Annotated in this window: 25 protein-coding genes; 10 read left to right on the forward strand and 15 right to left on the reverse strand. The window is 67.8% G+C overall.

Annotation, left to right across the window (positions count from 1 at the left end):
* Positions 1-26: 26 nt before the first annotated feature.
* Genes pstA through AC069H_RS27575 form a run of 3 tightly spaced genes read right to left on the reverse strand, consistent with a single transcriptional unit; the run spans position 27 to position 2,868 of the window.
* Positions 27-920, reverse strand: a complete 894-nt coding sequence (gene pstA, locus AC069H_RS27565) for a phosphate ABC transporter permease PstA (RefSeq protein ID WP_478230613.1) — start codon at positions 918-920, stop codon at positions 27-29.
* The gene (gene pstC / locus AC069H_RS27570; protein ID WP_478230612.1) at positions 920-1,894 is read right to left on the reverse strand and encodes a phosphate ABC transporter permease subunit PstC; all 975 of its coding nucleotides are present in this window, start codon (positions 1,892-1,894) and stop codon (positions 920-922) included. The genes pstA and pstC overlap by 1 nt, the downstream gene beginning before the upstream one ends.
* Positions 1,891-2,868 carry a PstS family phosphate ABC transporter substrate-binding protein gene (locus AC069H_RS27575; protein WP_478230611.1) on the reverse strand — a complete coding sequence of 326 codons (978 nt, stop codon included), beginning with the start codon at positions 2,866-2,868 and terminating at the stop codon, positions 1,891-1,893. The genes pstC and AC069H_RS27575 overlap by 4 nt, the downstream gene beginning before the upstream one ends.
* 488 nt (positions 2,869-3,356) lie before the next feature.
* Between AC069H_RS27575 and AC069H_RS27580 the strand changes: the two genes are divergently transcribed.
* Positions 3,357-3,644 carry a hypothetical protein gene (locus AC069H_RS27580; RefSeq protein ID WP_478230610.1) on the forward strand — a complete coding sequence of 96 codons (288 nt, stop codon included), beginning with the start codon at positions 3,357-3,359 and terminating at the stop codon, positions 3,642-3,644.
* Positions 3,645-3,761: 117 nt separating this feature from the next.
* On the opposite strand, the gene AC069H_RS27585 is transcribed toward AC069H_RS27580, so the two are convergent.
* Entirely contained in the window at positions 3,762-4,172 is a 411-nt protein-coding gene (locus AC069H_RS27585; protein WP_478234300.1) for an ArsR/SmtB family transcription factor, read from the reverse strand.
* Between the two features lie 128 nt (positions 4,173-4,300).
* Between AC069H_RS27585 and AC069H_RS27590 the strand changes: the two genes are divergently transcribed.
* The 4 genes from AC069H_RS27590 to AC069H_RS27605 all read left to right on the forward strand — a co-directional run bounded on the left by AC069H_RS27590 (position 4,301) and on the right by AC069H_RS27605 (position 7,599).
* Positions 4,301-4,942: an arsenate reductase/protein-tyrosine-phosphatase family protein gene (locus AC069H_RS27590; protein WP_478234301.1), complete on the forward strand. Its 642-nt coding sequence runs from the start codon at positions 4,301-4,303 to the stop codon at positions 4,940-4,942.
* A gap of 69 nt (positions 4,943-5,011) precedes the next feature.
* On the forward strand, positions 5,012-5,416 hold the full coding sequence (locus tag AC069H_RS27595) for an arsenate reductase ArsC (protein ID WP_478234302.1): 405 nt from the start codon (positions 5,012-5,014) through the stop codon (positions 5,414-5,416).
* Between the two features lie 33 nt (positions 5,417-5,449).
* Complete coding sequence (gene arsB, locus AC069H_RS27600) at positions 5,450-6,541, forward strand: ACR3 family arsenite efflux transporter (RefSeq protein ID WP_478234303.1); 1,092 nt, start codon at positions 5,450-5,452, stop codon at positions 6,539-6,541.
* Entirely contained in the window at positions 6,538-7,599 is a 1,062-nt protein-coding gene (locus AC069H_RS27605; protein ID WP_478234304.1) for an ArsO family NAD(P)H-dependent flavin-containing monooxygenase, read from the forward strand. The genes arsB and AC069H_RS27605 overlap by 4 nt, the downstream gene beginning before the upstream one ends.
* A 4-nt stretch (positions 7,600-7,603) precedes the next feature.
* Here AC069H_RS27605 and AC069H_RS27610 read toward each other — a convergent pair whose 3' ends face one another.
* From AC069H_RS27610 to AC069H_RS27625, 4 genes are all read right to left on the reverse strand, one after another.
* Positions 7,604-8,029 (reverse strand): hypothetical protein, encoded by a 426-nt coding sequence (locus AC069H_RS27610; protein ID WP_478230604.1) that lies wholly within the window; start codon positions 8,027-8,029, stop codon positions 7,604-7,606.
* A gap of 390 nt (positions 8,030-8,419) precedes the next feature.
* A complete protein-coding gene (locus tag AC069H_RS27615) occupies positions 8,420-9,628 on the reverse strand; it encodes a M28 family peptidase (protein ID WP_478230603.1) in 1,209 nt (402 codons plus the stop codon).
* Positions 9,625-9,840, reverse strand: a complete 216-nt coding sequence (locus AC069H_RS27620) for a hypothetical protein (protein ID WP_478230602.1) — start codon at positions 9,838-9,840, stop codon at positions 9,625-9,627. The genes AC069H_RS27615 and AC069H_RS27620 overlap by 4 nt, the downstream gene beginning before the upstream one ends.
* Positions 9,841-9,868: 28 nt before the next feature.
* Positions 9,869-10,018, reverse strand: a complete 150-nt coding sequence (locus AC069H_RS27625) for a hypothetical protein (protein ID WP_478230601.1) — start codon at positions 10,016-10,018, stop codon at positions 9,869-9,871.
* Between the two features lie 77 nt (positions 10,019-10,095).
* Between AC069H_RS27625 and AC069H_RS27630 the strand changes: the two genes are divergently transcribed.
* The gene (locus AC069H_RS27630) at positions 10,096-10,470 is read left to right on the forward strand and encodes an ArsR/SmtB family transcription factor (RefSeq protein WP_478230600.1); all 375 of its coding nucleotides are present in this window, start codon (positions 10,096-10,098) and stop codon (positions 10,468-10,470) included.
* On the opposite strand, the gene AC069H_RS27635 is transcribed toward AC069H_RS27630, so the two are convergent.
* The 4 genes from AC069H_RS27635 to AC069H_RS27650 form a co-directional block, all read right to left on the reverse strand.
* Positions 10,422-11,756: a hypothetical protein gene (locus tag AC069H_RS27635; RefSeq protein WP_478230599.1), complete on the reverse strand. Its 1,335-nt coding sequence runs from the start codon at positions 11,754-11,756 to the stop codon at positions 10,422-10,424. The genes AC069H_RS27630 and AC069H_RS27635 overlap by 49 nt on opposite strands.
* Before the next feature lie 63 nt (positions 11,757-11,819).
* On the reverse strand, positions 11,820-12,908 hold the full coding sequence (locus AC069H_RS27640) for a flavin-containing monooxygenase (RefSeq protein WP_478230598.1): 1,089 nt from the start codon (positions 12,906-12,908) through the stop codon (positions 11,820-11,822).
* Complete coding sequence (locus AC069H_RS27645) at positions 12,905-14,125, reverse strand: MFS transporter (RefSeq protein WP_478230597.1); 1,221 nt, start codon at positions 14,123-14,125, stop codon at positions 12,905-12,907. Before AC069H_RS27645 ends, AC069H_RS27640 begins: the two co-directional genes overlap by 4 nt.
* Positions 14,126-14,130: 5 nt before the next feature.
* A complete protein-coding gene (locus AC069H_RS27650; RefSeq protein ID WP_478230596.1) occupies positions 14,131-15,474 on the reverse strand; it encodes an FAD-dependent oxidoreductase in 1,344 nt (447 codons plus the stop codon).
* Positions 15,475-15,578: 104 nt separating this feature from the next.
* Here AC069H_RS27650 and AC069H_RS27655 point away from each other — a divergent pair, with 104 nt between their 5' ends.
* Entirely contained in the window at positions 15,579-16,424 is an 846-nt protein-coding gene (locus AC069H_RS27655) for a helix-turn-helix domain-containing GNAT family N-acetyltransferase (RefSeq protein ID WP_478230595.1), read from the forward strand.
* A gap of 286 nt (positions 16,425-16,710) precedes the next feature.
* Positions 16,711-18,009 (forward strand): IS256 family transposase, encoded by a 1,299-nt coding sequence (locus tag AC069H_RS27660; RefSeq protein WP_478234305.1) that lies wholly within the window; start codon positions 16,711-16,713, stop codon positions 18,007-18,009.
* A gap of 197 nt (positions 18,010-18,206) precedes the next feature.
* Here the strand turns inward: AC069H_RS27660 and nhaA are convergent, their stop codons facing one another.
* From nhaA to AC069H_RS27675, 3 genes are all read right to left on the reverse strand, one after another.
* Entirely contained in the window at positions 18,207-19,457 is a 1,251-nt protein-coding gene (gene nhaA, locus AC069H_RS27665; RefSeq protein ID WP_478226915.1) for a Na+/H+ antiporter NhaA, read from the reverse strand.
* 90 nt (positions 19,458-19,547) lie between these two features.
* Positions 19,548-19,697 carry a hypothetical protein gene (locus AC069H_RS27670; protein WP_478226916.1) on the reverse strand — a complete coding sequence of 50 codons (150 nt, stop codon included), beginning with the start codon at positions 19,695-19,697 and terminating at the stop codon, positions 19,548-19,550.
* A gap of 60 nt (positions 19,698-19,757) precedes the next feature.
* Positions 19,758-20,411 (reverse strand): TetR/AcrR family transcriptional regulator, encoded by a 654-nt coding sequence (locus AC069H_RS27675; protein WP_478234306.1) that lies wholly within the window; start codon positions 20,409-20,411, stop codon positions 19,758-19,760.
* A 98-nt stretch (positions 20,412-20,509) separates the two neighbouring features.
* On the opposite strand from AC069H_RS27675, the gene AC069H_RS27680 reads away from it, so the two are divergent.
* Both AC069H_RS27680 and AC069H_RS27685 read left to right on the forward strand, forming a co-directional pair.
* The gene (locus tag AC069H_RS27680; RefSeq protein WP_478226918.1) at positions 20,510-21,709 is read left to right on the forward strand and encodes an MFS transporter; all 1,200 of its coding nucleotides are present in this window, start codon (positions 20,510-20,512) and stop codon (positions 21,707-21,709) included.
* Positions 21,709-22,122, forward strand: coding sequence for an SgcJ/EcaC family oxidoreductase (locus tag AC069H_RS27685; protein ID WP_478226919.1), 414 nt, complete (start codon positions 21,709-21,711; stop codon positions 22,120-22,122). The genes AC069H_RS27680 and AC069H_RS27685 overlap by 1 nt, the downstream gene beginning before the upstream one ends.
* Positions 22,123-22,133: the final 11 nt, after the last annotated feature.

Below are 22,133 nucleotides of genomic sequence, written 5' to 3' on the forward strand. Positions count from 1 at the left end.
AGGTTCGTGGTCCCCTTTCCGGTCCGTCACCAGTTCCGCTGGAAGCGGTTGCGCAGCCAGATCGCGATCCCGTTCATGGCCAGCAGGATGAGGATCAGCAGCAGGATGGTGGCCCAGGCCAGGTGCTGGAACTCCACTTCCGGCAGCTTGATCAGGTTGAAGATCTGCACCGGCAGCACGGTGTACCGGTCGAGCATGCCGTCGGGGTTGACGGTGACGAACACGGTCGCGCCGACCAGGATCAGCGGCGCCGCCTCGCCGATCGCCCGCGACAACGCGAGGATCGCGCCGGTCGCGATACCCGAGATCGCCGCCGGAAGGACCTGGCGCCACGTGGTCTGCCACTGCGTCGCACCGAGCGCCAGCGACGCGTCCCGGATCTCGCGCGGGACAGCGCGCAGCGCCTCGCGGGTGGTGATGATGATGACCGGCAGGATCAGCAGCGCCAGCGCCACGGAGCCGGCGAGCACGACCGGGCCGACCGAGATCGGGCCGCGCACGATGAACGCCAGGGTCAGGATGCCGTAGATGATCGTCGGCACCGCGACGAGATTCTGGATGTTCAGCTCGATCAGCCGGTTCCACCACTTGTCGCTGTCGGCGTACTCCTCCAGGTAGATCGCGGCCGCGATGCCCAGCGGCAACGCCAGCACGATCGTGCCCAGCATGACCCACAGCGTGCCGTAGATCGCCGACTCGACCCCGGAGGTCGCCGGGCGCAGTTTCGAGGGCTGGTTGGCCACGAGGTTCCAGTCGAACCGGGCCACGCCCTCGGAAATGATCACCACCAGGACCGCGAGGAGGAACGCGCACACGATCGCCAGGCACGCCCACAGCAGGAACGCGAACGCCGCGGACCGGGTGTCGGTGCGGCGGCCGTTGGTGAGCCGTTCGGTCGGCCGAATCGAGGTCAGGGTCATCAGTAGGCCTGCCTGTACTTGCGGACCAGCGTGATGCTGATCATGTTGATCACCAGCGTGAGGACGAACAGCAACGCGCCCACGGCGAACAGCGAGTAGTAGACGGGGCTGCCCTGCGGGGCGTCACCGCTGGCGACCTGGGCGATGAACCCGGTCATGGTCTGCGCGCCGACGAGCGGGTCGAAGGTGAACTGCGGCTGGTTGCCCGCCGCGATCGCCACGATCATCGTTTCCCCGACCGCGCGGGAGATCCCGAGCACGATCGCCGCCACGATCCCGGACAGCGCCGCGGGGAACACCACCCGCAGCGTGGTCTTCATCCGGTTCGCACCCAGGGCGTAGGACCCCTCCCGCAACGAGCGCGGGACCGCGGACATCGCGTCCTCCGACAGCGACGCGACGGTCGGGACGATCATGAAGCCCATCACGATGCCGGGGGAGAGGTTGTTGAAGATCTGCGCACCGAACACGTCCGACAGAATCGGGGTGACGATCGTCAGCGCGAACACGCCGTAGACGACCGTCGGGACGCCGGCGAGGATCTCCAGGATCGGCTTGATGATCCGCCGCACGCGGGCGTTCGCGTATTCCGACAGGTAGATCGCCGCGCCGAGCCCGAGCGGCACCGCCACCAGCAGGGCGATCACCGTGGTGCTCAACGTGCCGAGCACCAGCGGCAGGACGCCCCACTCCTTGTCGGTCCATGAGTCCTTGGCGCCGAACCCGGCCGTCCACGTCGTGCCGGTGAGAAATTCGCCGAGGCTGACGTTGCCGAAGAACTCGACCAGCGGGGCGAAGAGCGCCACCGCGATCCCGATCGTGATCACGATGGACAGCAGCGCGGACCCCGCCAGGAAACCCTTGATGATCCGCTCACCGATCCGGCTGCGCTGCGCCCGCAGATCGATCGGGCGCTCGGGCGGAGGCGGGCTCCCCGTGCCGGGGGAGCCCGCCGTGACAGGGCCGGTCGTCACTGCCCGCCGGCCTTCTTCTTCAGTTCTTCCAGTTCGGCCTGCGCCGTCTTAAGCTGCTCGGCCGTGAGGGGAATGAACTTCGCCGCCTTGACGATCTCCTCGTTCTTCTGCAGGTAGAACTCGGTGAACTTCACCACCTGCGGCTTCTTCAACCCGGCGTCAGAGGCGTAGATGAACAACGGCCGGGCCAGCGGCTTGTAAGACCCGTCCTGAGCGGCCTGCGACGACGGCGCGACACAGCCGCTGCCGCCGTTGATCTGCACGGCCTTGACCTTGTCCGCGTTGGCCTCGAGGTAGGAGAACCCGAAGTAGCCCAGCGCGCCCTTGGTCGCCGACACACCCTGCACGGTGACGTTGTCGTCCTCGGTCGGGTTGTAGTCGGTACGGCTCGCGCCGTCCTTACCGTTGATCACCTCGGTGAAATAGCTGAACGTGCCCGAGTCCGAACCGGCGCCGAACAGCTGTAGCGGCTCGTTCGGGAACGAGGGGTCGACCTCGTTCCAGTTCTTCACCGTCGACCCGGGAGCCCAGATCTTCTTCAGCTGCTCGACGGTCAGGCACGACGCCCAGCTGTTGTCCTTGTTGACCACCACGCTCAGCGCGTCGTTGGCCACCAAAAGCTCGGTGTAGGCGATCTTCTTCTCCGCGCACAGCTTCTTCTCGGACTCGCTGATCGGGCGGGACGCGTTCGAGATGTCGGTCTCGCCGGCACAGAACTTCTTGAACCCGCCACCGCTGCCGGAGGTGCCGACGGTGACGTTGGCTTCGGGGTTCTCGCCCATGAACAACTCGCCCGCGGCCGAGGTCAGCGGCTCGACGGTGCTGGACCCGTCGATGACGACCGGGCCGGACGCCTTCTGCTCGGTCCCGGTGGCGCCGGGCTGCTCGTCGCTTCCCCCGCAAGCGGCCAAGGTCAATCCGGCTGCCATGACAACGGCCGCCATACGCGCCCGCTTGAACTGGCGGATGGTCACTGAAGTGCCTCCTGCGTTGGTCCCCGGCACACGCCGGGCGAACGTCTCGCCTCGCGTTTGCGAGGCCCTTGCATCCAACAATCTCGATCTAAACGAATGGTGAACGAGAAGTGAAACCGCAGATTCGAAGCCGCACCGTGACCTTGGCTGCCGAAAAGCGTGAAAACGATTACGTGAGCTTGCCGGTAAGAGGTGAGTAACCAACCAGGTGGCCGTTGATCACGGCCGTCCATAGTGGATCAAGAAGTGTGGTCGGCGGGCGTCGTATCATGCCGCGTAGGCGCGGGATAGCACGCGAATTTGTTTGCAGTCAACCGGATCATCGTGAACTCGTCGGCTGGGAAAGCGCCTTTTCCGCTGGTTGACGGTCCCGGTTTTCCGTTGGTAGCTTGCTCCCGCTGGGGAGGCCTCCGCATGCGCGCACACTCAAATCATCATTCATGATGGGAGTCTGGGGCATTATGCGAGCAATTCAGAAAACGGCGGTCATGCTGTTCAGTACGGCCGCGCTGTATTCGGGTGTCGCCGTCGTCACGGCGCCGACGGCCGCGGCATATCCGCAGGACTGCAGCGCGGGAACGAGCTCGAACTCGGGATGGTCCTACTGCCGCTACGGCAGCGGAAGTCACCGTGTCCGGGTGACGTGCAACAACAACCTGGGATCCATCTACTACCGCTGGGGCGGCTGGGTCGGGACCGGCAGCTACTCGACCCGCGCGTGCGACTCGGTCTACCACAAGGCGACCGGCGCCATCGTCGAGAAACAAGGCGACTGACGGTCGCTATGACGACGCCGTCGCCATAGCGGAATGTGGATACCTGCCGTCAGACGTACTCGGTCCGGCGGCAGGTGTTCCTCGTCTTCACCGGACCGGAAAATGGAAACTCGTGTCCTAACATCGCGTGGCCCGCTGCTCGGCCGACAGTGGTGCGGTCCGATCGGCCAGCGGCCCACCGGTCGTCAGCAGCGCCTCCAAGGTCCGCAGCGGATCGGGAACAACGCTGTACCAGCTCCATGTTCCCCGGCGCTCTCGCTCGAGGATGCCCGCCGTGACCAGGACGCGGAGGTGATGACTGAGTGACGGCTGCGGCATGTCGAACTCCTCGGCGAGATCGCAGAAACACGCCTCGCCGCCCGGTGAGTACCGGACCATGGACAGCAGCCGGATCCGCACGGGGTCCGACAATGCCTTGAACAGTTTCGCCGCGCGTTCCGCCTCGTCCTGGGCGACGACCGCCGCGGGCTCGGCCATCAGCAGGGTGACGGGCACCGGCTTCCGGGTGCGGCCGTTGTCGGTCGCCATATGCCCTCCTCGGTTCGTGTGCCTCTGGTGACGAGCCTACCCACTGGATTGACAAACGTCGATACAAGCCGTTGAATTGGATTCGCAGACTTCGATCCAGTCCTCGCCCCTTGTCCAGAGGAGACGCCATGACCCACGCCACGGACGGCTTGCCCGCCCGCGAGGTGCTGGACCAGCTCGACCGGATCGCCGACGAACTGGCGGACAAGTTCCATGGCACGTTCGGCCGGGAAACGGTCGAGCACTTCGTCAACGAGACCTACTATCTGCTCGAACGGACCGCGACGGTCAAGGTCCACCTCGCGACGCTGACCGCTCGCTTCGCCCGTGAGCGGCTGCTCGATCTGGCCAAGGTCGACGGTCTGACGCATGTCACGGCGCCGCAGGTGCTGTTCATCTGTGTGCACAACGTGGGGCGCTCGCAGATGGCCGCGGCGCTGCTCACCCACCACGCCTTCGGGCATGTGATGGTCCGCTCCGCCGGGTCGCAGCCGTCTGGGGAGATCCCGGAGGTCATCACCGAGGCGCTGGGCGAGCTGGACATCGAACTGGCGGGCGCGTTCCCGAAACCGCTGACCGACGAGGTCGTCCGCGCCGCCGACGTGGTGGTCACCATGGGCTGCGGGGACGCCTGCCCGATCTACCCCGGCAAGCGTTACCTCGACTGGGACGTGCCCGACCCGATGGACCAGCCGCTGAGCGCGGTCCGGTCCATCCGCGACGACATCGACCGCCGGGTCCGCCGCCTGCTGGAGGAGCTCGTGGACTGACACACGATGTTCACCTGGATCGGTGATTATGGATACAGAGTTTCGTCGTAGTCGAAAGAGGAGCAGTTCATGACCCGCACGCCTGAGGTGTTGTTCGTCTGCGTGCACAACGCCGGCCGCTCGCAGATGGCCGCCGCGCTGTTGCAGCACTACTCGCTCGGCCGCATCGCCGTGCGTTCGGCGGGTTCGGAGCCCGCCGAGAAGGTCAACCCCGCAGCGGCAGCGGCCCTCGCGGAGTGGGGATTGGACATCACGGCCGAGGTGCCGAGCAAACTGTCCACCGAGGACGTCGAAGCCTCCGATGTCGTGATCACCATGGGGTGCGGTGACACCTGCCCGGTCTTCCCCGGCAAGCGATACCTCGACTGGCCGCTGGAAGACCCGGCCGGTCAGGGCGTTGACGCCGTCCGCCCGATCCGCGACGAGATCGACCGGCGGGTCCGTGGCCTGGTCGCCGAAATCCTCGACGCCTGACCCTCACCTTCCACACTTTCTGGAGACCAGCCCGTGACTCAAACCGCCGACAAGGCCGGTGCCCCGGCCGATACCGACGTCCTGCACAAACTGTCCTTTCTGGACCGATTCCTCCCGGTCTGGATCATCGTCGCGATGGGCGCCGGGCTCCTGCTGGGCAGCGTGATCCCCGGTCTGCAGGGCGTACTGGACGCGGTGAAGATCGGGCAGGTGTCGCTGCCGATCGCGCTCGGTCTGCTGCTGATGATGTACCCGGTGCTGGCGAAGGTCCGTTACGACAGGCTCGACACCGTGACCAAGGACAAGCGCACGATGGTGCTTTCCTTGGTGCTCAACTGGATTCTCGGTCCGGCGCTGATGTTCGCGCTCGCCTGGCTGATGCTGCCGGATCTGCCGGAGTACCGGACCGGGCTGATCATCGTCGGGCTCGCCCGCTGCATCGCGATGGTGATCATCTGGAACGACCTCGCCTGCGGTGACCGCGAGGCCGCGGCGGTGCTGGTCGCGCTGAACTCCGTGTTCCAGGTGATCATGTTCGGCGTGCTCGGCTGGTTCTACCTCGACCTGCTTCCCGGCTGGCTGGGTCTGGACACGACGACGCTGGACTTCTCGCCGTGGGAGATCGCGCTCAGCGTCGTCATCTTCCTCGGCATCCCGCTCGCCGCCGGATACCTTTCCCGCCGCATCGGGGAGCGGAGCAAGGGACGCGACTGGTACGAGGGCAAGTTCCTGCCCAAGATCGGCCCGATCGCGCTCTACGGTCTGCTGTTCACGATCGTGATCCTGTTCGCCCTGCAGGGCGACAACATCACCTCCCGCCCGCTCGACGTCGCCCGGATCGCGCTGCCGCTGCTGGTGTACTTCGCGATCATGTGGATCGGCGGCTACCTGCTGGGCAAGGCGTCCGGTCTGTCGTACGAACGCACCACGACGCTGGCGTTCACCGCCGCGGGCAACAACTTCGAACTCGCGATCGCCGTCGCCATCGGCGTCTTCGGTGTCACCTCCGGCCAGGCACTCGCCGGGGTCGTCGGGCCGCTGATCGAAGTCCCCGTGCTGGTCGCCTTGGTCTACGTCAGCCTCTGGCTGCGCAAGCGTTGGACCGCGAAAGCACCCGCGGAGTGACCGGAGCCGCGCGGGTAGTGGTCATCGGCGGGGGCCAGGCCGGCCTCGCCGCGGGCTACTACCTGCGCCGCGCAGGCCTGGATTTCGTCATCCTCGACGCCCAGACCGAGCCGGGCGGTGCCTGGCTCCACGGCTGGGACTCGCTGCGCCTGTTCTCCCCGGTGCGGCACAGCTCCCTGCCAGGGTGGCCGATGCCGCCCTACCCGGGGCCCGGGTATCCGACCGCCGAGCACGTCGTCGACTACTTGGCCGCGTACGGGAAGCGCTACGAACTCCCGATCCGCCGAGGGGAGACGGTGAACGCCGTTTCCCGGGACGGCGACCGCTTCCAGGTGAGCACCGACACCGGGGACTGGAGCGCCGAGGCGGTCATCAGCGCGACCGGAACCTGGTGGCGTCCCTTTCTGCCGCTGATGCCCGGCGGGTTCACCGGTCGCCAGCTGCACACCGTGGACTACCGGGGTCCGGAGGAGTTCGCGGGCCAGGACGTCGTGGTGGTCGGCGGCGGCAACTCCGGCGCGCAGATCGCCGCCGACCTCGCAGGCACGGCGAACCTGACCTGGGTCACCCGCCGCCCACCGCGGTACCTGCCCGACCACATCGACGGCAAGGCACTCTTCGACGTCGCCACCCGGCGCCGCCGGGCCCTCGAGACCGGACAGGCCGACACCGCCGGAGTCGCCGGGCTGGGTGACATCGTCGCCGTCCCTCCCGTCCGTGAAGCCCGCGACGCCGGGCTGCTGCGGCCGCGTGCGATGTTCGCGCGACTCGACGGCGATGGTCCTGTGTGGACGGACGGCACCCGTCAGCACGCCGACGCGGTCATCTGGTGCACCGGATTTCGCCCCGCGCTGAGCCATCTCGCCCCGTTGCGGCTGCGGACCACCCGTGGCCGCATCCCGACCGAGGGCACCCGTGCCGTAGCCGAGCCCCGGCTGCACCTGCTCGGCTACGGCGACTGGACCGGCCCCGCCTCGGCCACGCTCATCGGCGTCGGCATGACCGCGCGGGCCGCGGTCGCCGACCTCAAAGCCACGCTGGACACCGACGGCGGATAGCCCGTCAGCCGGCGCTCGCGGCGATCGTCTTCAGCTGGTCGGCCAGTGCTGGCGAGCAGTAGGTTTTGAGCACCTCCGCGCGGGCCGGGCAGACGGCCAGATCGGGGCACACCAACGGAATCATCACTTTCAGCGTCGTAGCCAGATGCCCATACGGGAGCGCACCGAGGATCTGCTTGACCCCGAACACCGCCGTGGAACTCAGCACGTCGGCGAGGAACCGCGGAAACCGCAGCCGGAGAAGCCCATCACGGATCGGGGTCTGGGTGAGTTTGGCGTAGGTGCCCGGGTCGAGCCCGGTCGCCAGCTCGTTCAGACGAAGACAGAGGAAGTGGCCTTTGCGGCGGGTCTTGTACAGCCACGGGAGGTTGTCGAGCGTACGGTCGGCGACCCGGACATAGAAGCCATCCTGATCGAACACGTACGCCACGGCGTCATCGGCGACCTGCGCCCGGAAACGACCCAGCTCCGCCTTGGCCCGTTGGCGACGCTCGACCTTCGGTGCGGGCCTTGGCGCGACGACTCGCGGCGGCTGAGGAACGCGTGTGGGACTCGGCGGCGTGTGCCGGACCGCCGACGGTGGCGATGTCCAGCTAGGCCGATGGACCGGAGCCCGCGTCTGAGCGGATCGGGACGAGGAGCTGCGAGCAGACCGTCTGCAGTCCTCGCCGCGCTGAGAGCCGTAGCGATGAGCCCGCCCGCATGACGAGCACGCGTACTGATTGCGGGGAAGTCTTCGATGGCCTGCCACCTCTTCCACGCTAGGAACATGATCGCCCCTGGTCACTCGGCTGTTCCGGTCCGGCGGGCGGCGGGAATCTCACCCCCCGCGTTGTAATTCGTCCTTGTGAGGCAACGCGGTTAACCCTCGTGAGTGGACCGCCAGCTGAAGCACTGCCGCCACGACGAGCCGGGTCGCCGCGACAAGGGTTTCGGTCTCGACGCGGTCAGCGGTTTCGGCCGGGGTCTGGTAGCCGGGCATTCCCATGCCGATCCCGATCGCGGCCAACCCGGCGGCTGCGTAGCGGCGGTTGTCCGACGGCATCGCCCCGGCCCGCAACGGCACCCCGGTCTCCCGGCCGGCTTGGTCGAGCGCGGCCAGCAGGTCGTGCGCGGGCCCGCCTGCTTCGACCGAGGCGCCGTCGCCGAGCTGGGCGGCACCGTCCACGTTGATCACGTAGGTGCCGGACCGCACGCTGGGCGCGTGGTGCGCCGATCCGCGCGCCCCGGCTTCCTCGCCGTCGAGGAGGCTCACCGCCAGCCCGATGTGGTCCGGTAGGAGCGGCGCGAGCAGGCGTGCGGCTTCGAGGACGACGGCAACCCCGGAGGCGTTGTCCGCGGCGGCGGGCAGCCGCTGCTCCGGGTCGTCGCCCACGCCATCGAAGTGCGCGGTCAACAGCACACCCGCAGATCCGGCGGCGGGTTCGCGGAGAACACCGTGCACGTTCGACCCGATGACGTCGACAGCTCGCATCGGCATCGAGGCGGTCACCATGCCCGATCCCGCACGAGTCACCTCTTCGTGAAGCTCGGCGCGGACAGCGATCACCGGCAAAGCGCCCACCGACGGCCCGGCGATCATCTTCGGCATCCAACCTGCGGCGTCCGTTCCGCGCGGCACCAGCAACCCCGCGGCGCCCTCGGTCAGTGCTCGCGCCGAAACTCCCAGGTTCGGCGTGAGCACCCACTTGTCCTGCCACTCATCGGACTCGGCGAGTGCGAGCTCGGCCGTGCGGGGTGCGGGCAGGTCCGCCGATACGAGGTGCTCGGCGAAGTCTCGGCGGTGCACCCAGCTCCGAGGTGCCGAGTCCTCGCTCCACGAGAACTCTGGCGTGCGATACAGCTCCCGCACACCCGCCACGGGGAACTCGTCGGCGGTGACCGACGCGCCGATCGCCCGCAGCTGCCCGGCGAGCCAGCGGGCAGCCGCGCGACCGCCGGGCGTCCCCACCCGACGGCCCGCGAACCGGTCGTCGGCCAACACAGCGACCGTGGCCTTCAGTCGAGAGCCGGAGACCGTCGCGGTCATGAACAGCAACCGGCGCCAGTGGCCACCGCGTCGGCCTTCGCGGCCGGGTCGCAGCAGGATCCTGCCGCGGTCGCCGCCTCGGTGGTTCCGCAGCAGGTGCTCGTGGCCGTCGTCGCGCCGGTGGGTGCGGTGCCGCAACAGCCGCTCGAGGCCGGCGGGGTGAACGCTTCGGCCGGGTCACCGGCGAAACCACCGGCAGTTTCGTTGCTCATCACAGAACTCCTTGTGGTGTCGAGGGATTCAGAAGCGCGTGGACAGCTGCAGTGCCCGGTCGCGGGCGGTGTCGAGCAGGGTGTCGGCGCGGCACTGGCCGGTGCACACCTGCACGCACGTGTCGCAGAACTCGACGGTCGGCGTGCTGGTGAACAGGCGGCGGAGGAGCTTGATCATCGGAAACCCTATCTAGACGGTTATCGAAACAGTGGAGTCAGTTTGCTCCTGACTTAGATGGATGTCAATATAGATAGGTGTCGAAGTCAGAATCGGGTCTGAAGCTACTGCCGGTGATCGAGCAGGGCTGCTGCGCGCCGCTCGCGGCCGAGCCGTTGACCTCCGAGCAGTCGATGGACCTGGCGAAGGCGTTCAAAGCGCTGGGTGATCCGGTGCGGCTGCGGCTGCTGTCGCTGATCACGTCCGCACAGGGGGAGAGCTGCGTGTGTGACCTGACCGCCGCGTTCGACCTGACCGGGCCGACGATCTCCCATCACCTGAAAGTCCTGCGTGAAGCCGGGCTGGTCGGCAGCGAGCGCCGGGGCACCTGGGTGTATTACTGGCCGCGCACCGAGACGCTGAGTCAGCTGTCGGGTTTGCTGTCCGCGCCAGGACTCGTTCCGGGATCCTGATCATCATCCGGCGACGCTGCGCGTGCCGCGGCTTCGCTGACGAAGGCGCGTGCTTCCTCGATCACTTCGGGCGGCTGCCCTTGATTTCCCCAGAGCGCCATCGTGCTGGTGTCCCACAGCCGTCCGGGCACTGTGGAAGGTGTGAGCATGACGCCGAGCGTGCAGTGCTCCCAGTCGCCGATGGCGGTGCTGTAGTCGTAGTGCAGGACCTGCAGCCGAATCATCAAGGCATCGCGCGCTTCCTCGGAAAGGCGTGAGGCGACCACGAACTGCAGGGGAGTGAAGTCGCCAGGGGCAGGGATGACCGTGCGGCTGTGGATGAGGGTGCCGGGTTTGGTGTGCTGGGCCGCGGACTCCATGAACCTGATCAGGTTGCGGCCGAGTTCGGTCCGGTGCTCGACCGGCAAGCCGTCCAAGGCGGCGAGCATGAGCAGCAGATCCGCGTCGCGCCCTTCCGGAATCGGGGTCTCCGCCACGTCCTCCATGATCATGCGGAGCATGACATGTGGCGCCTCCTCGTCATGGCCGGCGGGATGCAGCGGCGCCCGGGCCACGGAGATCGTCTCCCACGGTTTCGCGGCCAGCACCGAGGCCACCGCCGGATCTATCGCCCCGGGAACGGCTTCGATGTCAGCGAGGGCATATTCGTGATAGCGGCGTGGCTCGTCGCCGAGTTCGACGGCGTCACCACCGCCCGCGCGCATGAGGTACGCCAGCACCGCGCGAGTGGAACGGAGGTGGTCGAACAGGAATTCCCAGTCTCGCCGGAGGATCACGATCGCCGGGACAGCGGTCGGCGCCGGCGGAGGCAGGTAGCCGGGGGGCGGATCCGCGTGGTCGATCACCACGACCGTCAGCCACTCGTAGTCCTCGCCCGCCACCTGAATAGTCCGCCCGCGCGCGTTGGTCATCGCCGCGGCGGCGAGCTTGAGGCGCCGCACAGTTCCACTGCCCTGACCGAGCGCCTTCTTCACGTTCTTGCCCAACCACGACAGTTCGCGATCCCGCTCGTCGGTGGGATCGGTCCGGCTCTTGGACTGAATAACCGCTGCCTGGCTGCCGACCAGGAGCAGCCCGTCACCGAGTTCTCGTACTCCCGAACCCGTACGTTGTTGCTCGGGCCGGAACACGAAGTCCGGCAACCCCCACGTCGCTGCGGCGTCCCGGACAGCGTCCTCGGCCGCGTACCCCTGCGTCGCGGCGTCCGGCAGCGGGGAGGCGTCCGCGATACGCCGGATCGCGGACCCTGCCGCGGTCTCGATCACCAGTGTGAGCGGCTTACCCACTGATCGCCTCCTCGCTAGGCACCAGCGGATCGCATTATGCGCGAGCCGCTGGCGCCAGACGCGTCACCGCGCCGAAGCGGGTTGGCAACACGCCGTCCGCGGCGACGAGACGCTGCCCAGAAGGCGTTTAGCCACGTAATGGGCGTCGCGCCCGACACCGCGCAGGGTGGCGGATGCGAAGCTGCGCTGCCACTCCAGCCCGACGTAGGCCAACCCGGGGTGGGTGGTGGACAGGCCGCGATCCTGCAGCGGCCTGTCATCGGAGGCCAACGCCCCGAGCTTGTCCAGATAGGACAGTCCGGGCCGGAAGCCGGTGGCGAGCAGGATGGTGTCGACGCGTTCACGGGTTCCGTCCGGCCAGACCACGGTGTCGCCGTCGATGGTCGTGAACATGCGCCGCTGGTCCGGCTTTCCGTTGAGGATCGCGGCCTTGTAGATGCCAGGATCGTTCACCGCAGTGGTCGGCGGGCTCTTCAGCAGATGCCCGATCGGCAGGTGATCGAACCCGACGGCAGCGGACCAGAAATGCACGTCCTTCCCGAACGGCCGCTGCGGCGCGAACTTCACCGGTGCCCGGTTGGCGAGGGTGACGTGAGCGTGGCCGGCGAGTTCGGCCGCGATCTGGACGGCCGAGTTGCCCGCGCCGACGACGATCACGCGCTGCCCGGCGAACGGTGCCGGGTTTCGATATTCGCCACTGTGCAGGACGTTACCGGTGAAGGTGTCCAAACCGGACAGGGCCGGGCGGTAGGGGCGGGAGAAACCTCCGGACGCGGCGATGACGATCGGCGCGGTCAGCGCGGTTTCCCCGGCGGCGTGCACGGTGAACGTGCCGTCGTCGTGGGTTACGGAGTCGACGTGATGGCCGGTGCGGATCTCGGTGCCGAGGCAGTCGGCGTAGCGGCGCAGGTAGTCGACGACTTCGTCTCGGTGCGGGTAGTGCTCGGGGTCGCCGGGGAAGGGCAGGCCGGGGAGGCTGCTGTAGCGGGCGGGGGAGAAGAGGGTCAGCGAGTCGTAGTACCGGGGCCAGGACCCGACCGGTTCGGCGCCGGCCTCGAGGATCACTGGCTTCAAGCCCTTGCTGCGCAGGGCTTGGGCGGCGGCGAGACCGGCCTGGCCGCCGCCGACGATGATCACGTCGTGGTCGTTCATGAGTTCCTTCCAGGATTAGGTGTCGCCGCGAGGGCGAGGACTGCGGCGGTCACGGTGACCGCCGCGAGCGCGAGGAAGGTCGGCGAGTATCCGCCGATACCGCTCGCGATGGCCGCTCCCGCCCAGGGGGCGAGGGCGACGGTGATGGTCAAGGGCGCTTGCAGGAGTGCGTTGAGCCGTCCGTAGTGGGTGGTTCCCCAGCGGTCGGCCACGGCGGTGGCTTGCAGGAGCGTGAACACCCCGCGCGCCATCCCCGCTACGACCGCGGCGACGATCAGCCCGGCCGTGGTGGTCAGCAGACCCAGCACGGCCGTGGTCGCGGCGGCGGCGAGGAACACGATCGCGGTCCGGACTCGGACCGTCGTCAGCCGGGTGAGTGTGGTGTAGCCGAGCCGTCCCAGCACCTGCCCGGCGCCGCCAAGGCCGAGGGCGATCGCCGCTGTCGTGCTGCTGACACCGCGTTCGGTGAGCAGCGGCACGAGATTGATCACCCCGGCGTACACGGCGAACGCTGCCAGGCTGAACGCGATCACCAAGCCCCGGAACGGAATCCCGCGCGCGATCCGCGCCGGGTCACTCTGCTCCGGATGCGTGCTCTCCGGTGGCTCAGCCGGCGGCCACGGCCCGCGCAAACCCCACAGGTGTGCCGGGATGGTGACGACGGCCAGCACCACCGCGAGGACGAGGTAGGTCTCCCGCCAATCCAGGTATGCCGTGAGCAGCGCGGTCAGCGGCGCGAACACCGTGCTCGCCAAACCCGCGGCCAGGGTGAGCACGGTCAGCGCGAACACCCGCCGCGGCCCGTACCACCGAGTCAACGCCGCGAAGGCGGGCGGATACAGCACCGCGCCCATCGAGACCCCGGCCACCAGCCACGCCACGGTGAACCACAGCAGGTTCTGTGCCAGCGCGACCGCGACCACCGCAGGGACCGCCAGTACCGACCCCGCTGCCATGACCGATCGCGGTCCGCGCCGATCCAGCCACCGCCCGACCGGGATCCCTGTCAACGCGGCGACGACCTGCCCGGCCGAGAACGCCGCGATCACCCAGGCCGTCGACCAGCCCGTCACGTGGCTGATTTCCGGCGCCAGCACGGGAAAGGCGTAGAATAGGATACCCCAGCTGGTGATCTCGGTGACGCAGAGAACGGCCAGCACGCGGCGCAACCCGGACGTGGTCAACCCGGGCGACGCTGCGGCGGTCGCGATCGGCATAGCGGTCAGTGCACCGCGGCCGACGGCGCGGACAGCGTCAGAACTTCCGGCTCCGGTGTCGCGCAGCAGCCACTGGCGGCCGGTGCGTCGTCCGGCTCGTCGAACAGGCCGGCACCGCCGCAGACTCCGGTCTCGGCCATCCGCAGCTCGACCCGCGCGGCCGCCTCATGGTCTCCGGCCAGCTGGGCGGCGATGCTGCGCACCTGCTCGTAACCGGTCATCGCCAGGAAGGTCGGCGCCCGGCCGTAGCTCTTCATCCCGGCCAGGTAGAAGTCCTTCTCCGGATGCGCGAGCTCCTTGGCTCCGTGCGGATACACGGTTCCGCACGAGTGGACGTTCGGGTCGATCAGCGGCGCGAGCGCGACCGGTGCCTGCAACGTCGGGTCCAGCTCGAGCCGGATCTCCGAAAGCCAAATCAGGTCGGGCCGGAAACCGGACAGGGTCACGACCTCGTCGACCTGCTCGATCCGCCGTCCGGTGGAGGAGCGCAGGGTCAGCCGTCCGTCGGTGTCGTGGTCGACCGCCTCGGTGCGGAACCCGGTCACCACCGCGATCAGTCCGGATTCCACCGCTTCCTGGGCGCGCAGGCCGAGAGCGCCCCGCGCGGGAAGCTGATCGGCCTCGCCGCCGCCGAAGGTGTTGCCGACCGCGCCGCGGCGCAGCACCCAGCTGATCCGCGCCTCCGGCGAGTCCTTCGCGAGGCCGGACAAAGCGACCAGCGCGGTCAGCGCCGAATGCCCGCTGCCCGCGACCACCACGTGCTTGCCCGCATACCGCGCCCGCACCGCGTCGTCGCCCAAATTCGGGACCCGGTAAGCGATCCGGTCCACCGCCGCACGCTCACCGGCGGCGGGAAGACCTTCGCCGCCGAGCGGGTTGGGCGTCGACCACGTGCCGGACGCGTCGATCACGGCCCGCGCCGCGATCCGGTCCTCCGCCCCATCGGCGGCACGGACGTGCACGCTGAACGGCTCGTCGTCGCGGCCGCTGTCCACGACCCGGTCCCGTCCCCGGCGGGCGACCCCGATCACCTCGGCGCCGAAGCGCACCCGGTCGCCGAGCGCCGCCGCCAGCGGTCGCAGGTACAGCTCGGCCCAGTCCGAGCCCGTCGGGTACGCCTCAGCATCGGGCCAAGTCCAGCCTGTGAGCCCCAGCAGTCGCCCGGCCGCGGGGGCGACGAGTTCGGACCACGGCGAGAACAACCGCACGTGGTTCCACTCCGCGACATCCGCTCCAGCCCGCGCGCCACGCTCCAGCACCAGCGGCTCGAAGCCCCGCTCCACCAGCTCGGCGGCCGCCGCCAGCCCCACCGGGCCCGCTCCGATCACCACGACAGGCAGCTCGTTCATCCCCATGCACCTTTCATCGATCCATCTCGATTGAGTCGATGCGACGGACTGTATCGATCGGAGTCGATTGACGCAACCATCGATTCTGGCCGATACTGGGTGGCATGACGACGGTTGTGCCCGTTCCCCTCGCCGGTCTCCTGCCCGAGCGTGAAGCCGCGACGTACGCCGGGTGGTTCGCGTGTCTGGCCGAGCCGATGCGGGTGAAGCTGCTGCACGCGGTCGCGACCTCGCCTCGCGGCCTGACCGTCGGCGCGCTCACCGAGATCCTCGGGACCAGCCAGTCCACCTGCTCCCACCACGTCCGGAAGCTGGCTGACGTGGGTTTCGTGCACCTGCGGAAAGAGGGCACGGCCACGGTCGTGACGATCAATCAGGCGTGCTGCAGCGGGCTCCCGCACGCGGCCGACGCCGTCATGGGCCTACTCGCGCCGCGCCCGTGCTGCCCGGACAACATGCCTGACGACGTGCTCCTTCGCGCCCAACGCGACGACGACTGGAACGCGGTGCGCCGGATCTACGCCGAAGGCATCGCCACCGGACTGGCCACCTTCGAAACCGAAGTCCCGACTAGGAAAGCTCTCGACGCGAAATGGCTGACCAGGCATCGGTGGGTCGCCGAGATCGACGGGCAGGTCGCCGGCTGGACAGCTGCCACCTCGGTCTCGGAGCGCGAGTGCTACCAAGGCGTCGTCGAGACATCGGTCTACGTCGCCGAAAGCCATCGCGGCCGCGGAGTCGGGAAGGCCCTGCTCTTCAAGCAAGTCACTGAGGCTGACGCTGCCGGGCTGTGGACCTTGCAGACCTCGATCTTCACCGACAACCGCGCCAGCATCGCCCTGCACCACAGCGCCGGTTACCGCACCGTCGGCATCCGCGAACGCATCGCCCAACGCGACGGCATCTGGCACGACACCGTCTTCCTCGAACGCCGTAGCCCGATGAACTAGCCTCGCTGCCCACACGGGTTCGCTGCCACTGTCGTCTCCGGTCATCGCGCTCTCCGCGCCGACCGCGAACCCGCCGGGCGAGCCTCGTTGGTCAGTCCAGGTCGCCGCGCGCTCGGCCGTCTTGCCCAACTGAGTTCTCGCCGATGCTCATCGCGGTTCACCACAAGCACATCGAGAAAGCCGGCCAACGTGCTATCGCTCCTTTCCTTGGCGGGGACTGTCCCAGTAACGGTGTTTCCGGCCCGACACGCCGGGCGTGGGCTCGGTGGGATGGGCACGGTGTGTGATGACACTGGATGTTGTGACTTCACGATCGACGGGTAAGAAGAAGGCGGCGAAGCCGCGGTCGGCGCAGGAGGAGCTGGCGGCCTCGATGGTCGCGCAGGCTCAGGCGCAGGGGCTGGCCTTGACCGGCCCGGACGGGCTGCTCAAGCAGCTGACCAAGACGGTTCTCGAGACGGCGTTGAACGCGGAGATGACCGAGCACCTCGGTCACGAGAAGCACCAGGCCGAACCGGGCCGTGCCAGCGCGAACGTGCGCAATGGCACGCGGTCGAAAACGGTGGTCTCGGACGCGGTGGGCGAGGTGGAGATCGCGGTGCCGCGGGATCGGGATTCGAATTTCGAGCCGGTGGTCGTGAAAAAGCGGCAGCGTCGGCTGGGCAGTGTGGATGAGATCGTGTTGTCGTTGTATGCGAAAGGGTTGACGACAGGCGAGATCTCGGCGCACTTCGCGGAGATTTATGGTGCGTCGGTGTCGAGGGAGACGGTGTCCCGGATTACCGACCAGGTTATCGGGGAGATGGCCGAGTGGCAGTCGCGGCCACTGGATTCGGTGTATGCGGCGGTGTTCATTGACGCGGTGCATGTGAAGATCCGGGATGGTCAGGTCGCGAACCGGCCGATCTACGCGGCTATCGGTGTCACGCTGGAAGGTCGCCGGGATGTGCTCGGGCTGTGGGCTGGTCAGGGTGGCGAGGGTGCGAAGTTTTGGATGCAAGTGCTGGTGGACATGAAGAACCGTGGGATGGGCGATGTGTTCTTCGTGGTCTGTGACGGGCTGAAAGGCTTGCCCGAGGTGGTCGGGAATGTGTGGCCGGCGGCGATCGTGCAGACGTGTGTGGTGCATTTGCTGCGGAATACGTTCCGGCTCGCGTCGAAGCGTGACTGGGACGCGTTGAAGAGGGATGTGAAACCGATCTACACGGCACCGAACGCGGCTGCGGCGGCGGCCGCCTTGGACGTGTTGGAGGAGGAGTGGGGTGGTAAGTATGGCGCGATGATTCGGTTGTGGCGCAACGCATGGGAGGAGTTCATCCCCTTTTTGGACTATGATGTGGAGATTCGTCGCGTGTTGTGTTCCACGAACGCGATCGAGTCGTTGAATTCGCGGTATCGTCGTGCGGTGCGGGCACGTGGTCATTTCCCGACGGAACAAGCTGCGCTAAAGTGCTTGTATCTGGTCACCCGGAGTCTGGACCCGACCGGCACCGGGCAAGCCCGGTGGACGATGCGATGGAAACCCGCCTTGAACGCTTTCTCGATCACCTTCAGTGACCGCTGGCCGGGCGCTGAGACCTACTGACAACCACGGCCGGAAACACCGTTCGCGTTACAGTCCCCCTTGGCGCGTTGGATAAGTGTGTCGACGGCGCCGGCTTTGGCGAAGTCGTGGCGGTGGCCGAGGAGAGTGCGGATCCAGCAGAACATGCCCCCAGACCTCCGTCGCGCAGAGGATGGTCTGGCGACCTCGGCAGGTTGAGGGGATGCGGTGCATGGGTTTTATGTCTGTGTCGGCGTTGCCGGCTCCGTCTGGTCGCCAGCGGGGTGCGCGAGCCTGCGGTGGTGCCTACTGCGGCGTCCGAGTACGGCGGCGGCGAGTATCGAGGAAGCGGCCGAGGCGAGCAGGATGGCGCCTTTGGCGTCGGTCAGGTGAGTGTCGTCGGTGTAGGAGAGTTCGGCGATCAGCAAGGAGACGGTGAAGCCGATTCCGCCGAGGATCCCGATTCCGGCGATGTCGGTCCAGGCGAGCCGGGGGTTGAGATGGACGTTGGTGAAACGGGCGGTCAGCCAGGAGACTCCGAAGATCCCGACGAACTTCCCGGCCAGGAGTCCGGCGAGTACTCCCCATGTGATGGTGGAGGTCCAGAAACCGCCCGCGCCGGTCAGGGACACGCCTGTCGACAGCAGTGCGAACACGGGTAGCGCGATGCCGGCGGAGAACGGTCGGAGCGCCGTTTCCGTGCGGTGGGAAGGAGAAATGGTCTGGCCGAGGCGGGGGCGGGTGCGCATGAGCAGTCCCATGGCGACCCCGGCGATGGTGGCGTGTACGCCTGAGGTGTGCATCAAGGCCCAGATCGCGACCGCGAGCGGACCGAACAACAGCCGTCCTGGCACGCGCGCCCGCATCCACGTGACGGCTCGACCTGTGCCGTTCTGCAGGTAGCCGAAGACCGCGAGCCCTGCCACGGCGGCGCCGAGGGCGATGAGGTTCAGGCCGCTGGTGTAGGCGATCGCGATGATGAGGACCGCGCACATGTCGTCCACGGTGGCCAGGGTGAGCAGGAACGTCCGCAATGGACTGGGCAGGTGTTTGCCGATCACGGCGAGCACGGCCAGGGCGAAGGCGATGTCCGTGGCCATCGGGATTCCCCACCCTCCGATCTCTTCGCCGGTGGTGGCCGCGTTCACGGCGAGGAACACCAACGCGGGCACGACGACTCCGCCGAGCGCGGCGGCGATCGGTAGCGCGGCGCGGCGGGGATCACGGAGTTCGCCGTGGACGAGCTCCTGTTTGAGTTCGTTGCCGACGATGAAGAAAAAGACGGCCAGCAGTCCGTCCGCGGCCCATGTTTCGACCGACAGGTTGAGGTGGAGGGCATCTGGCCCGATGGTGAAGGAACGCAACGATTCGTAGGCCGGGGCGAGCGGCGAGTTCGCCCAGACCAGCGCGAGTACGGCGGCACCGATGAGCAAGGAACCGCTGACCGCGTCAGAACGCAGGGCATGGGTGATCCGGGAAGCAGAAAGCATGAAGAGAGCGTCTCCGTGACGATGCGGAAGGGAGCATGGCGCGCATCGGCTATTCCGCCGATGGCAGGCCGCCGCGGGGGAGCGGTCGGCTCAGCGCTCGTACGGTGGGCAGACGCTGGTGATCGCGCCCCACGTGCTGACGTAGCCGTTCGTGCCGATCGGCCGGTGCTCCAGCTGCTCCAGCTGTGCCGCGGCAGAGGCGAGAACTCGCAAGACCGTCGAAGAGAAGCGGCTGGACATCACCGTCTCCTTCCGTCTACCTGTCTTGACGCAACTCTAACAACCGTGCCGCTGTTCTCTTCAGGCCTGAGTGGTCAGCGTCAAACTGTCCGGTATCGCGTCGAATGCTTCCTCGACACGCTGGACGAGTGTGTCGATGCCGCCGGCTTTGGCGAAGTCGTGGTGGCCGCGCAGGGTACGGATCCAGTTTTTGGCTCCACAGCGCCAAGAGCTGAGGGCGAACTCGCCGAGAAGCCGGAGACGGACGTCGTCGCGGCTGTCGATTCCGAGTTTGGTTTCGAGAATCTCGACGAGGGTGTCCTGGACCTGCATGGACAGCAGCACGCTGTGGTTCCGCAGCGCGGGCGTGCGGGCGGCGAGTCCGCGCGTGGGCAGGAAGCGGTGTGCCCAGTCCTCTCCGAGGCCTGACAGCGCGGAGCTCAACGACTCGCGCAGTGCGGTGAGAACGGGACCTTGGAGGTCCCGAGCGTTGATCTCGGCGACATAGGCGTCCCAGAGTTCGAGTTCCGCGGACAGGGCGGCGTCCTCTTTGGACGTGTAGTTGGCGTAGAAGGTGCGCTTGGACACCTCCGCTTCGGCCGCCAGCTCATCCACGGTGACGGAGTCGAAGCCCCTGTCCAGGAACAGCCGCAAGGCGGCGTCGGCCAGCGCGCGGCGTGTACGCAGCTTCTTGCGCTCGCGCAGCGGGAGCGTGCGGTCGATCGGAGTCGTCATCGCTGGTCAGCGTAGCCGAACGCATCTCGGAATCAAACGACACTGGAGAACAATTGCAACTGAGTGTACTTTTGCACTGAGTAGCTGGAGGTGTGCGGATGACGACCTCGGCCCCGGTCGAGCACGCGGTGGGGAACCGCCCGGCGTTGGTGGTGTTGCTGTTCGGGTCGACGCTCGGGGTGATGGCCGGATCGACGGTGATGCCGGTGCTCGAAGTCATCCGGACCGATCTCGGTGTCAGCGGCACGGCCGCCGGGTTGATCATCACGGCGCACGGGCTGGCGATCGCGGTGTCCAGCCCGCTGGTGGGCTGGCTGATCGACCGTCTCGGTGTCCGTCCGGTGCTGGCCGGCGGGCTGGTTCTCTACGGGCTCGCGGGTGGTGCGGGGTTGTTCATCACCTCGTATCCGGTGCTGATCGCGAGCCGCCTGGTGTTCGGCGTCGGGGCGGCGACGGTGTTCAGCGGCACGACGGTCGCGCTGCTGGCGCTCTATCGCGGGCCGGTGCGGGATCGGGTGATGGGCTGGCGCTCGACCACCACGAGCCTGGGCGGGCTGGTCTGGCCTCTGCTGGCGGGCGCCGTCGGCGGAGTCTCCTGGCACGCCGCGTTCGCGGTCTACCTGGTCGGTGTCCCGCTGGGTGTCGCGACCCTGCTGGCGCTGCCGAACTCCCGCCCGCAGACGTCGGAGCGCACGGCGACCGGAGGTGTCCTCGCGCTGCTGCGGGCACGTCCGGCGCTGCTGGGCTTGTACGGGCTGATGATCACGACCGCGCTGCTGATGTATGCGCTGGCGGTGTTCTTGCCGCAGCGGCTGGCGCAGGTCGGGGTTACCGAGCCGTTCCTGGTCTCGTTGTTCACCGTGGGCTCGGCGGTGGCGATGAGCGTGGTCGGGCTGCTGTATGCGCGAGTCCAGGCGCGGCTGGGCTACGACGTCCTGTTGCGCGTGTCGGCGGCGTTGTGGGTGAGCACGTTCGTCCTTCTCGGCGTCACGGACACGCCCGCGGTGATCGCGGTGGCGCCGATGCTGTTCGGGCTGGGGAACGGGCTGGCCTTTCCCGCGTTGACCGTGCTGGTCGGGGAGGCCGCGCCGCCGGAGTTGCGGGGACAGACGGTGGCGTTGTCGGCCACCGGATCGTTCGCCGGGCAGTTCTGCTCCCCGTTGCTGCTGGGGCCGCTGATCGGGGCGACCACGATCACCACCGGGTTCCTCGCCGCGGCCGGTCTCGCCGGCATCGTGTTGCTCATCCTGCTGGCCACGAGGGTTTCAGCATCCGTGACGTATTCGAAGGAGTCCTGATGACGGTTCGCCCGCTCGCCCATGACATCCCCGGCGGCGAGGAGGACATCCGCGCGATCACCGCGATCTTCGCGGAGCTGGAGGCCGCGTTCGCCGAACACGACGCGGCGAAGTTCGATGCCCGGTTCACCGCCGACATCGTCTTCACCGCGGTGAACGGCGTGCGGTTCACCGGCTGGGACGACATCCACGCCTATCACCAGGAGCGGCTGGAACACCATGCCGAAGGCATCCGCACCTGGTACGAGATCGACCGCATCACCTTCCCCGCGGCAGGCGTCGCTCTCGCGTTCGTCCGGCAGCCGGTGAAAACCGAGCACGGCACGCGCAGCAACATCGGTACCTGGACTTTGTCCAAAAAGGATGGACAGTGGTGGGTCGCGGCCATCCAGAACACCGCGGTCGCCGCGTAACGGCCGGAAGG

Source organism: Amycolatopsis sp. NPDC043887 (assembly GCF_056435665.1).